Here is a 12,617-nt window from a genome sequence, read left to right as displayed (position 1 = left end):
AAATGAAAATCAAAAATATTATCTCAGTTCTCGAAGAAATGTCCCCTTTGGCTTACGCCGAAGATTTTGACAATGTTGGGCTTTTAGTCGGAGATTCTGAAACCGAAAGCACAGGTGTTTTGGTTTGCCACGACGCTCTGGAAAATGTAATTGACGAGGCGATTGCCAAAAATTGCAATCTGGTGGTTTGTTTTCACCCAATTCTATTTTCGGGAATCAAAAAAATTACCGGCAAAAATTATGTTGAACGTGCCATCCTCAAAGCCATTAAAAACGACATTGCGATTTATGCCGTTCACACCGCTTTAGACAATCATTCGGCTGGAGTAAACAAAATATTTTGTGATGCTTTGGGCTTGACAAATACCAAAATTTTAATTCCGAAACAGAATTTCATTCAAAAATTAGTTACTTATACCGTTCCTGAAAATGCGCAAAAAGTTCGTCAAGCTTTGTTTGATGCTGGCGCTGGAACAATTGGAAATTATGACAATTGTAGTTTTAATTCGGAAGGAATTGGAACTTATAAAGGAAATTCTGAAAGTAATCCTGTTATTGGAGAACGTCAAGAATTAACCGAAACTAAGGAAATAAAAATCGAAGTTACGTTTGAAAAACATTTACAATCCAAAATTTTAAAAGCGCTTTTTGCCAATCATATATATGAAGAAGTCGCTTATGAAATTTATGATTTGCAGAATTCGCATCAAAATATCGGCTTGGGAATGATTGGCGAATTTGAAAATGAAATGGATGAAAAGGAATTTCTTCACTTCGTAAAAAACAAAATGATTGCTGACGGAATCCGCCATTCGGCATTTTTAGGAAAAAAAATAAAGAAAGTGGCTGTTTTGGGAGGTTCAGGAAGTTTTGCCATAAAAAATGCAATTCAGGCTGGAGCTGATGTATTTTTGACCGCCGACTTAAAATACCATCAATTTTATGAGGCTGAAAACCGACTACTTTTAGCAGATATTGGTCATTTTGAGAGTGAACGCTATACAAAAAACTATATTGTTGATTATCTTCGAAAAAAAATCCTTAATTTTGCCATCATTTTATCAGAAGAAAATACAAATCCAGTTAAGTACTTATAGAAACTTATAGAATATGGCGAATACGAAAGAATTAAGTGTTGAGGACAAGTTAAGAGCAATATACGATTTACAGCTTATTGACTCTAGAATTGACGAAATCAGAAACGTGAGAGGAGAACTTCCTTTAGAAGTGGAAGATTTAGAAGATGAAGTTGCAGGTTTAAGCACGCGTTCAGAGAAACTGAAAAGTGAACTTGAAGTGATTGAGGAGCAAATCAAAGCAAAGAAAAATGCTATTGAGGAGCACAAAGAGGTTATCAAAAAATACACAAAACAACAAGAATCAGTTCGTAATAACAGAGAATTTAATTCTTTGACTAAAGAGGTTGAATTTCAAGAATTGGAAATTCAATTAGCTGAAAAGCAAATCAAAGAAATGAAAGCTTCTATCGAGCACAAAAAAGAAGTTATTTCTAATTTAAAAGAAAAACTTGATGCTAAAAGCTCTCATTTAAAACATAAAAAATCTGAATTAGATGCTATCATGGCTGAAACTCAGAAAGAAGAAGCTTTCTTGAGCGAAAAATCTGCTGAATATGCTTCTCAAATCGAGGACAGATTATTAGCTGCTTACAACAGAATCAGAAGCAGTGTTCGTAACGGATTAGCTGTAGTTTCTATTGAAAGAGGAGCTTCTGCAGGATCTTTCTTTACAATTCCACCACAAACTCAGGTTGAAATTGCTTCAAGAAAGAAAATCATCACTGATGAACACTCAGGAAGAATTTTAGTTGATACGCAATTAGCTGAAGAAGAAAAAGAAAAAATGGAACAATTGTTCGCAAAATTCTAAATATCAAGTCCCGATTAAATCGGGACTTTTTTTTTGCATTAACTTTTTTTTTGCCACAGATTAAAAGGATTAACACTGATTAAATTATTCTTATGCTGGATAAAATCTTTTTAATCTTTTTATTTGTGGCAAAACATTTTTTAGCAAGTTTATAATCATATTTTTTACCTTTAGAAAAAATTTAAGTTTTGGGAATTAAAAAAGGCATTCGCTTCATTACATTAAAATCAGTTGGATCTTATATTAACCTTTTGAGTTATGTGCGTCCGCAAAAAGCCGTTGAACTTTCTTATGCACTTTTCAGCCAGCCGAGAATTGGAAGGTTGCAAAAAGAAGAACTACCAAAAGTTTTAAAGAATACAGAAACAGAAATTTTTCATCATAACGAACATCATTTTCAAACCTATATCTGGAAAGGAAATGAAACCAAAATTTTGTTAGTTCACGGCTGGGAAAGCAATGCTTCACGCTGGAAAAAAACGCTACCTCATCTTCAAAAATCAGGAAGCACTATTATTGCAATTGATGCGCCAGCACACGGACAAAGCAGTGGAAAAGAATTCAATGTTCCTCTTTACGCAGAATTTATTAATAAGGCAGTCGAAAAATATCAGCCGGAAATAATCATCGGGCATTCGATTGGCGGTGCGGCATCTATATATCATCAATATTTATTTCCAAACACCAGTATTAATAAAATGGTAATTTTGGGAGCTCCGTCAGAATTGAAAACTTTGATTGACAATTATATATCAATGTTGAGTCTGAATACCAAAATGTTTTCGCTTTTGGAAAGCAAATTCCTTGATCGGTTTAATTTTAAATTAGAAGATTTTTCAGGACAAAAATTTGCTTCAGAATTTAGTATTCCTGGCTTGATTGCTCATGATGTTTCGGATAAAATTGTTGCTTTTGAAGAAGGAAAAAAAATAGCTAGCAATTGGAAAAACAGTCAATTTATTGAAACAACTGGTTTAGGTCACGGAATGCATGATGATGAATTGTATGATAAAGTGATTGAGTTTCTTTTTGAAGGTTCAAAGTAACAAAGGAACAAAGTTACAAAGGGACAAAGTAACAGAGGTTTCTCTTATTGAACCTTATTTTTGTCATTCCGAGGAACGAGGAATCTCCACAAGCAGCTCGACAAAGATTATCATTTTAGGAACGGAGTTTCTTGTGGAGATTCCTCGTTCCTCGGAATGACAAATTTTACGTAAAATTCTAACAATCTAAGAAGTCTAAGTGGTCTAAACAACAATCTTAAAATACTTCAACAACTCCTTCTCTCCTTTTGCAGTCACAATTATTGCTCTGGAATTTTCAGTTTTTCTCAACCAATCTTCGTTTTTCATTTTATTGAAAAGCAAAGTTCCAACTGAACCGGCAATGTGATTTCTTCGTTCGCTCCAATCTAAACAGGGTTTTAGAAATATTCGTTTTTGCTTTTGAGCATCTTCTAAATTAATTCCAAAATCAGAAAACCATTTTTTGCCTTCGGTACTAATTTCAAACGCATTATTATTTTCTTTAATAATATTTTGTTCCAATAAACTATCCGTCAACGCAACGCCAATTTTTCCGGCTAAATGATCATAACAAGTTCGGCAGAATTTTATTGGAGGATATTTTTCTGGTTTGTTTTTTGAAGGAATTTCTGGTTTCGGAACTAAACTTGCCATTGCTTCAAGTGCGTAAGCGACTTCTTTATTCGAAAATCTATAATATTTATGACGGCCTTGTTTTTCTACACGAAGCAAATCGGCATCGAGAAGTTTTCCTAAATGCATGCTTATATTTTGTGGTGAAGTATTTACAGAAACCGCTAATTCTGTGGCTGTAAAAGCTCGTCCATCCATTAAAGCCCATAGAATTGAGGCGCGCGTTGGGTCGCCAATTAAAGATGCCGTTTTTATAAATTGATCTTCCATCTAAATTTTCATAGTTAAGTACAGAATGAACTATTGCCTTGTAAAGTTAAATAACTTTGTCAAAAACATTCCACATGAATCCGACTTTATTCCTTCAATCTGATGTCAGCAATCCTTATTTGATCTACAAAACCATGTTGCAAAACAATCCGGTTTATTGGGATGAAACGAATAAAATATGGGCAATATATTCTTATGAAGATTGTGTTTCTATTTTGAAAAACCCTAAAGCCGAAATTCCGGTTGTAAATGCGAACAACGAACAAAAACTGAATAAAAAGGCTTTAGAAATTTTAAATAATTTGACACGACTATCAAACGGAATTCAGCATGAAATTTCAAAAGAAATTGCAATGTTGCTGTTTTCAAAAATGAAATCAGTCGATATTAATTTGATTATTTCTCAATTAATAAAAAGTTATCTGACTGAAAACAAAATCGATTGGGTAAATTCGGTTTGCAAAAAATTGCCTGTTTTGGTTATTCTGAAAAGTTTTGGTTTTGAAGAAAAAGATTGTGATTTTTTTTCTAATAAAATTGAATCTTTGGTTAAAATAATGCTTCCGCAGAAAATAGAAATACAAGTAAATTCTATCAATGAAATTTCAGAAGCGATATTTTCAATTGCAGAAAAACAGCTTTCTTCATTACATTTTTTCGAATCTTTATCGTCCAAAATTCCTAACTCCAATTCTCTTTCGCTTGACGAAATTAAAACAATAAGCGTTAGCAATTTAATTGGATTATTTATTCAGAGTTTTGATGCCGGAAGAGGAATTTTGAGTAATTCATTATTGCAGATTCTGAATAATAAAACTTTTTCCAGTAAAATGGAAATTGAAAAATCGGTTATTGAAACGTTGCGATTTGATTCGCCAATTCATAATACCAGAAGAATTGCTGTTGAAGATATTTCCATCGGCGAAAGCCTTATTAAAAAAGATGATTTGATTTTAGTTGTACTTGCATCGGCAAATCTTGATTCTGAAAAATTTGAAAATCCAATTAATTTTAACATTGAAAGAAGCAACAATAACGAAAATCTAACTTTTGGAATTGGCGGACATATGTGCCTCGCTAAACATTTTTCAATTCATTTAGCAACTGAAGCTTTATGTTTTTTATTTGATAATTATAAAACGATACAACTTTTAGAAAATAACATACAATACGAACCAATGATCAACGCCAGACTACCAAAAGCAATTTGGATTTCATTACAATAAATAAAAATATGATAGCTGTAATTTTTGAAGTTATTCCGAATGAAGGAAGAAAAGAAGAATATTTAGATATAGCCGCAAATCTAAAACCTGAATTAAACCATATTGATGGATTTATTTCTATAGAAAGATTTCAAAGCTTAGCTGATCCCGGAAAAATTTTGTCTTTGTCATTTTGGAGAGATGAAAAAAGCATTCAACAATGGCGAAATCTTGAAATGCACCGTCAGGCGCAGGAAAAAGGCAGAAATGAAGTTTTTAAAGATTATCATTTACGAATTGCAACAGTTGTTCGCGATTATGGAATGTTTGAAAGAAATGAAACTCCAGAAGATAGCAAAGAATTTCATCATCGATAAAGATTCTGAGATGCTAAGATTCTAAGCTACTAAGCTTTTTAAATCTGAAATGAAAGCTTAAAATTTAAATTTTGCCTATTTTTGCAGTATGGAAGAAAATTTAAAACGTCTTAATAAATTTATTGCCGAAACGGGATTCTGTTCCCGTCGTGAAGCCGATAAACTTATCGAAGAAGGACGTGTGACAATAAATGGCGTTGTGCCGGAAATGGGAACCAAAGTTTCGCCAAATGATGAAATACGCGTAGACGGAAAATTAATCGTGGAGAAGCACGAAAAAATGATTTATTTGGCGTTCAATAAGCCTGTCGGAATTGAATGTACAACCAATTTAGAAGTCCGAAATAATATTGTTGATTATATTAATTACCCAAAACGTATTTTTCCGATTGGAAGATTGGATAAAGCCAGTGAGGGATTAATTTTTATGACGAATGACGGTGATATCGTAAACAAGATTTTGCGCGCTCGAAACAATCACGAAAAAGAATATACTGTAACGGTAAATAAGCCAATTACAGATCGTTTTATTCAGAGAATGGGAAATGGTGTTCCGATTTTGGATACTGTAACTAAAAAATGTAAAGTTGAGCAAATCAGCAAGTATACTTTCAAAATTATTCTGACTCAAGGTTTAAACCGCCAGATTCGAAGAATGTCTGAATATTTAGGTTATGAAGTTACGGCGCTGAAACGTATCAGAATTATCAATATTTCTTTAGATGTTCCAGTTGGCCGTTACCGCGATTTGACGGATGCTGAAATTAAAGAATTAAATCAGTTGATTGAGCCTTCGAGCAAAACGGAAGAAGCAAGTTTTCCAAAAGTTGAAAGTCCGAAACCAGCTTCAAATAGAAGAACAACATTTATCTCAAAACACGATCCCCGATTTAAAAAAAGGGGTGATAATTAAAGTGAACTCATAAAAAAGCCCGAACCATAAAACAGTTCGGGCTTTTAATTTTTATTTTTTCTCCGTCAGAAAATCATAATAAAATGCTTTAGACAGAAAAGTAGAGTTTTGGTAAAAATCAATCAATTCTTCTCTTTGAATTTCAGTTTTGCCTCCATCTAAATTATTTTTTTGAAAATATTCTCTACGAGTATCGTCATTAAAATTCAAACTGCTTAAAAATTGTGGCGTTACTCCTTTATTTACAGAGATATTATAATTTGTAATTAGATTTCCCCAATTTACATAACTGCACAAAAGAACCGTTCCATAAAAATACCAAACCATTTGATTTACTAAATAAGCATTTGTTTTCTGTTTTGCGATTTTCAAAAAAGTATAAACTAAACCAATAATCGCCAAAATTAGAAAAGCATAAACTCCCAAACGTTTATAGGTTAATCCAAAAAATGAAACATATTCAGCATTTTTGACAAAGGTACTTACAATCAAAACTCCATTTAGAAAAATCCAGATCTTAGAAAGTGTTTTAAGAAGAGTTGCTTTTGTGTCAAAATTGAATCCGCCTTTGAAATAAAACATAATTACACCAACCGCCATTAGAATTGAGAGGATAACAGAATTTACTCTTTCATGTGTATCAGCACTCAATTTAGAAGCCTGCGCCGTAACTACTTCAAAAAACTGTTCGTAATTATAAGTTGCAATAAAAACCAAAAGCATCAAATTCAGTAATCCTAAAGTAATTACACCGCTTTTTCTTTCGAAATCTAAATCTAGAAATGAAAATGTATTCTGGTTTTTGACTTCGGCAATATTTTTAAATTCATTGTCAAGAAGCTCATTTTTTTCATAACAAACTTCAGGAACCCAATAATTCCAAAAACTAAATGAAATATAAAACCCAGCAATACTCAACAGCAAAAACTGTGGCATATCAATATCTAATTGATAATCTGTAAAAAGAGAAGAAAAATGTGCGCTTCCAAAAGAATAGACAACGAAAAACAATCCTAGAAAAATAGCTGGAATTAAAACAAAAGCAACCAACTTTTTAGCAAAATTATTATGAATTTGCTTTTCTGGAAGCCATTGTTTAAAAATCCAGATGCGCCCTAAAGAAGTTATTCCGTTTAAGATTATCAATGGAAAAACCTGAACTATTTTTAATTTATTGTCCTGCGTTTTGAACTGCAAAAACAAAATCGAAATTGCCATTGCAAAGAAAGAAGCCGCATCACCGTACCATCCGAAAGCCAAACAAGACAAAACCGATGTTATGACCAATATTAAATGTGTTCTTTCAGTAAATTTATCCTGAAAGAAATAGCAAATAAATCCGGTTAAGACAAGTCCAAAAATAGACCAGTTAAGTCCTGGATCTTCTCTATAAAAAAGCAGTAAAAAGATAAAACTGCAAACTAAAATAATGTGGTGTTTTTTCATGGTTATTTAATTAAAAGTACTTTGTATTTCAAAGTTATTAGACAAAAAAATATAGTTATTAAGATTTCATTAATTTTTCAAGGTAAGAAAGATGTTCTTTAAAAGCCGCACGTCCTAAAGCAGTTACCTGATAGGAAGTTCGAGGTTTCTTTCCAACAAATTCTTTTTTAACTTCAATATATTCTGATTTTTCAAGCGCTGAGGCATGACTTGCTAAATTACCATCGGTTATATTCAAAAGGGTTTTCATCTCGGTAAAATCTACCCAGTCGTTAACCATCAAAACGGACATAATACCCAGTCTGACACGGCTTTCAAAATCTTTATTTAGTTTATCAATAATTCCCATTGGGTTATTTGTATTTTTTGAACATCACTAATCCGTATATAATATGCAGGATTCCGAATCCAATGATCCAAAATATCAAACCATAACCTATATAAAAAAGCGAAATACCTCCCAAAATAAGCTCCAAAAAGCCCAAATATTTTATATCTGAAAAAGTATATTTTTCGGCATTTATCACTGCAAGACCGTAAAATATCAAAGTTGATGGAGCAACTAAACCGAAATATCCGTGATAGATTAAAGCCAAACAAAAAATACCTCCCGCCACTAATGGAACAGCTAAATTAAACAGCATCTTTTTTGTTGCCGATGTCCAAATTGGCAAATTATATTTTCGCGATTTTCTGATTGTAAAAAAAGCTCCAAATACAAATGCACAAACTAAAATTACAACTCCAGTCAGGAATAAATGAGAGACCAAATCTCCAGATAACAAAATATGATCATCTGTAAAATACTCAATACCATTTACCTTAAACAACTGATATACATACAAACCGCCAATTAAGGCCGAAAGCCCAGCAAAGACTCCCGAAAGTCCGCTTAGTGATATAAATCGTGAAGAACGCTCCATCATGGAACGAATATGCGCTAAATCTTCTTGGTGTTTCTGATTCATAATAAAAGTACTTTGCGTTACAAAGTTATTATTTATTTTGGATTGACAATAAAAAACGTGAAAATTATTTTTCAAAAACAATATAAATTTCTAGAAGGCCTTAAAAACCTTGCAAGAACAAGACTTTATCATATTATGAGATTGCGTGAGGGATAGTAGCAATCCGCCGCGGCGGAGCGAATAGCCCGACCGTCTCGTGCAAAAGGGCGCATAACCATAAAGCATATTTGCCCTTTTGCAACGAGACGGTCACGCCCAAAGCATATAAAACGAAAAAAGCCTATTCGCATAATGAACAGGCTTTTGTTGTTGTGAATTTTTAATTTAAAACCATCTTCTTCTTTTGAATAAAAAGACTCCGAAAGTTGATAAGATGATGGAAACTAAAAGCAGAATCCAGATTCCGTATTTGCTTTCTTCTAAACCGTTTGGTACGTTCATTCCGTACAAACTGGCAATTAGAGTTGGAATCATTAAGATGATCGAAATTGAAGTCATCTGCTTCATGATGTTATTCATATTATTTGAAATCACCGAGGCATAAGCATCCATCATTCCGGTCAAGATATTGCTATAAATATTTGCCGTGTCTTGTGCCTGACTTAATTCGATTTCAACATCTTCTAACAAATCCAAATCGTACTCTGCTTTGTGCGCTTTTAGATTTTTAATGCGTTGAAATAAAACATCATTTGCTTTTAAAGATGTAATAAAGAAAACCAAACATTTTTCAATTTGAAGCAATGCTTGCAGCTCTTCATTTTTAATCGATTTCTCTAAATTATCCTCTGCCAGTTTTATTTTTTGATTTACTTGTTTCAAATATTTTAGATACCAAACACTCGATGACAAAAGCAATCTCAAAACCCAGTCAAAATTGTTTTTTACCTGAATGCATTTGCGTCGTGAATACAACATAAAATCATATATAACCTCTGTTTTGTAAAAAGTAATTGTTACGCAGATATCATCTTTGAAAATCACCCCCATCGGAATGGTTTGAAAAGGAAGTTTAATATCGTTACTTTTTATAGGAACACGCATGATAATAAGCGTCCACCCATCTTCGACTTCTATACGAGGTCTTTCATCAATATCCTCAATATCATTGTAGAATGCTTCAGGAATTTGAAGTTCTTCTAATAAGTATTTTTTTTCTGTTTCTGTAGGATCCTCGATACTTATCCAGCAATTTGGAATCCATTTTGGTATTTCTAGTAATCCGTTGTCGTTTGTGTAAAAGGCTTTCATTTCAAAATACAGGTTTTTATCGCAGCATTTTGAAATTTCAAAAGCTGCTTTTAATTAAATACTAACGAATAATAATCGTCCATTTGGAGAAGTGTTTTTTAAGTGGTGCAAAAATATCCTTTATTTTTAAGAACCAAAACTTTAAACTATTAATTAAATATTAAAAACAACAAAGCCTGTTCAAATGAACAGGCTTTGTTAAGTATTTTGAAGAGAAATTATTTATTTCTTGCGCTTCTCATTTTGCGTGCTAAAAGTGTATTTTTAAGCAACATCGCAATTGTCATTGGTCCTACTCCACCCGGAACTGGTGTAATAAATGAAGCTTTTTTGCTTACGCCATCAAAATCAACGTCTCCTTTGATTACGTATCCTTTTGGATTTGAAGCATCATCTACGCGAGTAATTCCAACGTCAATGATTGTTACTCCTTCTTTTACCATATCTGCTTTCAAGAATTCTGGAACTCCTAAAGCTGTAATAATAATATCAGCATTTTTAGTGTATTCTTCTAAGTTTTTAGTACGACTGTGAGTCAGTGTAACTGTAGAATCTCCAGGATTTCCTTTGCGGCTCATTAAGATACTCATTGGACGTCCTACAATATGACTTCTTCCAATTACAACGGTATGTTTTCCTGAAGTTTCAACTTTGTAACGCTCTAACAATTCCATAATCCCAAATGGTGTTGCTGGAATGAAACTTTCCATTTCAAGTGCCATTCTACCAAAGTTCGTTGGATGAAATCCGTCTACGTCTTTATCAGGATCAATTGCTAATAAGATTTTTTGCTCGTCGATATGTTTCGGCAAAGGCAACTGAACGATATATCCATCTAGATTATCATCTTCGTTTAATTCCTTTATTTTAGCAAGCAATTCCTCTTCCGTAATTGTCTCTGGCAAACTTACTAGAGTTGAATCAAATCCAATTTCCTGACAAGATTTTACTTTACTTCCTACGTAAGTTAAACTTGCACCATTGTTTCCAACCAAAACCGCTGCTAAATGAGGCACTTTCCCTCCAGCTGCTTTTATAGCTTGAACTTCGATTGCAATTTCGTTTTTAATGTCGTTAGATGTTTTTTTACCGTCTAGTAGTTGCATTTCTTTTTGTTTCAGGTTTAAAGTTTTTTTTGTTTCACGTTACTTGTGAAACTTAAATATTTATGTAATTAAAAAAGTTTCAAATTTCAGTCTCTAACTTGAAACCTGAAACTTGAAACTTTTAATTTTATTATCTCGGCATTCCGCCTGGCATTCCTTTCATTCCGCCCATCATTTTCATCAGGTTTTTTCCGCCTGGACCTTGCATCATCTTCATCATTTTGCTCATTTGGTCAAACTGCTTCATTAACTGATTTACTTGCTCGACTTTAGTTCCGGAACCTTTAGCGATTCTGGCTTTTCTTTTTACGTCGATAATGGCTGGCTTGCTTCTTTCACCCGGAGTCATCGAGTGAATGATTGCTTCGATATGTTTGAAAGCATCATCTTCGATTTCTACATCTTTCATGGCTTTTGAAGCACCTGGTATCATTCCAACCAAGTCTTTCATGTTACCCATTTTTTTCACTTGTTGAATCTGCGTTAAGAAATCATCAAAACCAAATTCGTTTTTAGCGATTTTCTTTTGAAGTTTTCTTGCTTCTTCTTCGTCAAATTGTTCTTGAGCTCTTTCAACAAGCGACACAACGTCTCCCATTCCTAAGATACGCTCAGCCATACGTTCTGGATAGAAAACATCAATTGCTTCCATTTTTTCTCCAGTACCAACAAATTTGATTGGTTTGTTTACAATCGATTTGATTGAAAGTGCAGCTCCACCACGAGTATCACCATCCAATTTCGTTAAAATAACTCCATCAAAATTCAAGATATCGTTGAAAGCTTTTGCAGTGTTTACAGCATCTTGTCCTGTCATAGAGTCGACAACGAACAATGTTTCTTGTGGCTGAATTGCTTTGTGAACACGTGCAATTTCGTCCATCATTTCCTGATCTACTGCAAGACGTCCGGCTGTATCGACAATTACGACATTGAAACCGTTTGCTTTTGCATGTTTGATTGCGTTTTGTGCAATCTCAACAGGGTTTTTATTTTCTGGTTCTGAGTAAACCTCAACACCTATTTGATCTCCAACAACATGCAACTGATTAATCGCCGCTGGACGGTAAATATCACATGCTACAAGAAGTGGTTTTTTATTTTTCTTAGTCTTTAAAAAGTTGGCTAATTTTCCTGAGAAAGTAGTTTTACCAGAACCTTGAAGTCCTGACATCAAAATAACAGTTGGATTTCCTGATAAGTTTACACCAGCAACATCTCCACCCATTAATTCCGTCAACTCATCTTTTACCAGTTTAACTAATAATTGTCCTGGTTGTAAGGTTGTAAGTACGTCCTGACCAATTGCTTTGTCTTTTACTCTAGCCGTAAAATCTTTAGCAATTTTAAAGTTAACATCGGCATCAAGTAATGCACGACGCACTTCTTTTAAAGTATCGGCAACGTTTACTTCTGTAATTTTACCGTGTCCTTTTAATATATGGAACGCTTTATCTAACTTATCGCTTAAATTATCAAACATATTATTTTCTTTATTTGAAGTGCAAAGATAATCTAATTAGATATTTC

At 33.3% G+C, this 12,617-nt stretch carries 13 protein-coding genes; 6 read left to right on the top strand and 7 right to left on the bottom strand.

Features of this window, described 5'->3' with window-relative positions:
• Positions 1-2: 2 nt before the first annotated feature.
• The 3 genes from ACNFIH_RS16340 to ACNFIH_RS16330 all read left to right on the top strand — a co-directional run bounded on the left by ACNFIH_RS16340 (position 3) and on the right by ACNFIH_RS16330 (position 2,936).
• On the top strand, positions 3-1,097 hold the full coding sequence (locus ACNFIH_RS16340; protein ID WP_426483932.1) for a Nif3-like dinuclear metal center hexameric protein: 1,095 nt from the start codon (positions 3-5) through the stop codon (positions 1,095-1,097).
• 13 nt (positions 1,098-1,110) lie between these two features.
• The gene (locus ACNFIH_RS16335; RefSeq protein WP_035650170.1) at positions 1,111-1,890 is read left to right on the top strand and encodes a zinc ribbon domain-containing protein; all 780 of its coding nucleotides are present in this window, start codon (positions 1,111-1,113) and stop codon (positions 1,888-1,890) included.
• Between the two features lie 188 nt (positions 1,891-2,078).
• Complete coding sequence (locus ACNFIH_RS16330) at positions 2,079-2,936, top strand: alpha/beta fold hydrolase (RefSeq protein WP_426483931.1); 858 nt, start codon at positions 2,079-2,081, stop codon at positions 2,934-2,936.
• A gap of 204 nt (positions 2,937-3,140) precedes the next feature.
• Here the strand turns inward: ACNFIH_RS16330 and ACNFIH_RS16325 are convergent, their stop codons facing one another.
• On the bottom strand, positions 3,141-3,821 hold the full coding sequence (locus ACNFIH_RS16325; RefSeq protein WP_426483930.1) for an ArsR/SmtB family transcription factor: 681 nt from the start codon (positions 3,819-3,821) through the stop codon (positions 3,141-3,143).
• Between the two features lie 74 nt (positions 3,822-3,895).
• On the opposite strand from ACNFIH_RS16325, the gene ACNFIH_RS16320 reads away from it, so the two are divergent.
• The 3 genes from ACNFIH_RS16320 to rluF all read left to right on the top strand — a co-directional run bounded on the left by ACNFIH_RS16320 (position 3,896) and on the right by rluF (position 6,316).
• Positions 3,896-5,047 (top strand): cytochrome P450, encoded by a 1,152-nt coding sequence (locus ACNFIH_RS16320; protein WP_426483929.1) that lies wholly within the window; start codon positions 3,896-3,898, stop codon positions 5,045-5,047.
• Positions 5,048-5,055: 8 nt separating this feature from the next.
• Positions 5,056-5,403: an antibiotic biosynthesis monooxygenase family protein gene (locus ACNFIH_RS16315; RefSeq protein ID WP_426483928.1), complete on the top strand. Its 348-nt coding sequence runs from the start codon at positions 5,056-5,058 to the stop codon at positions 5,401-5,403.
• Positions 5,404-5,491: 88 nt separating this feature from the next.
• Positions 5,492-6,316 carry a 23S rRNA pseudouridine(2604) synthase RluF gene (gene rluF / locus ACNFIH_RS16310; RefSeq protein WP_142451891.1) on the top strand — a complete coding sequence of 275 codons (825 nt, stop codon included), beginning with the start codon at positions 5,492-5,494 and terminating at the stop codon, positions 6,314-6,316.
• Positions 6,317-6,367: 51 nt separating this feature from the next.
• On the opposite strand, the gene ACNFIH_RS16305 is transcribed toward rluF, so the two are convergent.
• The 6 genes from ACNFIH_RS16305 to ffh all read right to left on the bottom strand — a co-directional run bounded on the left by ACNFIH_RS16305 (position 6,368) and on the right by ffh (position 12,570).
• Positions 6,368-7,762, bottom strand: a complete 1,395-nt coding sequence (locus ACNFIH_RS16305; protein ID WP_426483927.1) for a DUF4173 domain-containing protein — start codon at positions 7,760-7,762, stop codon at positions 6,368-6,370.
• Between the two features lie 58 nt (positions 7,763-7,820).
• Positions 7,821-8,111: a winged helix-turn-helix domain-containing protein gene (locus tag ACNFIH_RS16300; RefSeq protein ID WP_026727744.1), complete on the bottom strand. Its 291-nt coding sequence runs from the start codon at positions 8,109-8,111 to the stop codon at positions 7,821-7,823.
• 4 nt (positions 8,112-8,115) lie between these two features.
• Complete coding sequence (locus ACNFIH_RS16295) at positions 8,116-8,730, bottom strand: hypothetical protein (protein WP_426483926.1); 615 nt, start codon at positions 8,728-8,730, stop codon at positions 8,116-8,118.
• Between the two features lie 324 nt (positions 8,731-9,054).
• A complete protein-coding gene (locus ACNFIH_RS16290; RefSeq protein ID WP_035650188.1) occupies positions 9,055-9,981 on the bottom strand; it encodes a magnesium transporter CorA family protein in 927 nt (308 codons plus the stop codon).
• A 218-nt stretch (positions 9,982-10,199) separates the two neighbouring features.
• Positions 10,200-11,087 (bottom strand): bifunctional 5,10-methylenetetrahydrofolate dehydrogenase/5,10-methenyltetrahydrofolate cyclohydrolase, encoded by an 888-nt coding sequence (locus tag ACNFIH_RS16285; protein WP_426483925.1) that lies wholly within the window; start codon positions 11,085-11,087, stop codon positions 10,200-10,202.
• A gap of 130 nt (positions 11,088-11,217) precedes the next feature.
• Positions 11,218-12,570: a signal recognition particle protein gene (ffh, locus tag ACNFIH_RS16280; RefSeq protein ID WP_035650191.1), complete on the bottom strand. Its 1,353-nt coding sequence runs from the start codon at positions 12,568-12,570 to the stop codon at positions 11,218-11,220.
• Between the last annotated feature and the right edge of the window lie 47 nt (positions 12,571-12,617).

It is taken from the genome of Flavobacterium sp. 2 (genome assembly GCF_049949195.1).
In the GTDB taxonomy this organism is placed as follows: domain Bacteria; phylum Bacteroidota; class Bacteroidia; order Flavobacteriales; family Flavobacteriaceae; genus Flavobacterium.
This window is presented reverse-complemented; position numbering and strand designations above follow the sequence as displayed.

Excerpts from the sequence above, each read along its gene's own strand:
- ACNFIH_RS16340 (WP_426483932.1), top strand. The coding sequence starts at position 3 with ATGAAAATCAAAAATATTATCTCAGTTCTCGAAGAAATGTCCCCTTTG.
- ACNFIH_RS16335 (WP_035650170.1), top strand. The coding sequence starts at position 1,111 with ATGGCGAATACGAAAGAATTAAGTGTTGAGGACAAGTTAAGAGCAATA.
- ACNFIH_RS16325 (WP_426483930.1), bottom strand. The coding sequence starts at position 3,821 with ATGGAAGATCAATTTATAAAAACGGCATCTTTAATTGGCGACCCAACG.
- ACNFIH_RS16320 (WP_426483929.1), top strand. The coding sequence starts at position 3,896 with ATGAATCCGACTTTATTCCTTCAATCTGATGTCAGCAATCCTTATTTG.
- ACNFIH_RS16315 (WP_426483928.1), top strand. The coding sequence starts at position 5,056 with ATGATAGCTGTAATTTTTGAAGTTATTCCGAATGAAGGAAGAAAAGAA.
- rluF (WP_142451891.1), top strand. The coding sequence starts at position 5,492 with ATGGAAGAAAATTTAAAACGTCTTAATAAATTTATTGCCGAAACGGGA.
- ACNFIH_RS16305 (WP_426483927.1), bottom strand. The coding sequence starts at position 7,762 with ATGAAAAAACACCACATTATTTTAGTTTGCAGTTTTATCTTTTTACTG.
- ACNFIH_RS16300 (WP_026727744.1), bottom strand. The coding sequence starts at position 8,111 with ATGGGAATTATTGATAAACTAAATAAAGATTTTGAAAGCCGTGTCAGA.
- ACNFIH_RS16295 (WP_426483926.1), bottom strand. The coding sequence starts at position 8,730 with ATGAATCAGAAACACCAAGAAGATTTAGCGCATATTCGTTCCATGATG.
- ACNFIH_RS16290 (WP_035650188.1), bottom strand. The coding sequence starts at position 9,981 with ATGAAAGCCTTTTACACAAACGACAACGGATTACTAGAAATACCAAAA.
- ACNFIH_RS16285 (WP_426483925.1), bottom strand. The coding sequence starts at position 11,087 with ATGCAACTACTAGACGGTAAAAAAACATCTAACGACATTAAAAACGAA.
- ffh (WP_035650191.1), bottom strand. The coding sequence starts at position 12,570 with ATGTTTGATAATTTAAGCGATAAGTTAGATAAAGCGTTCCATATATTA.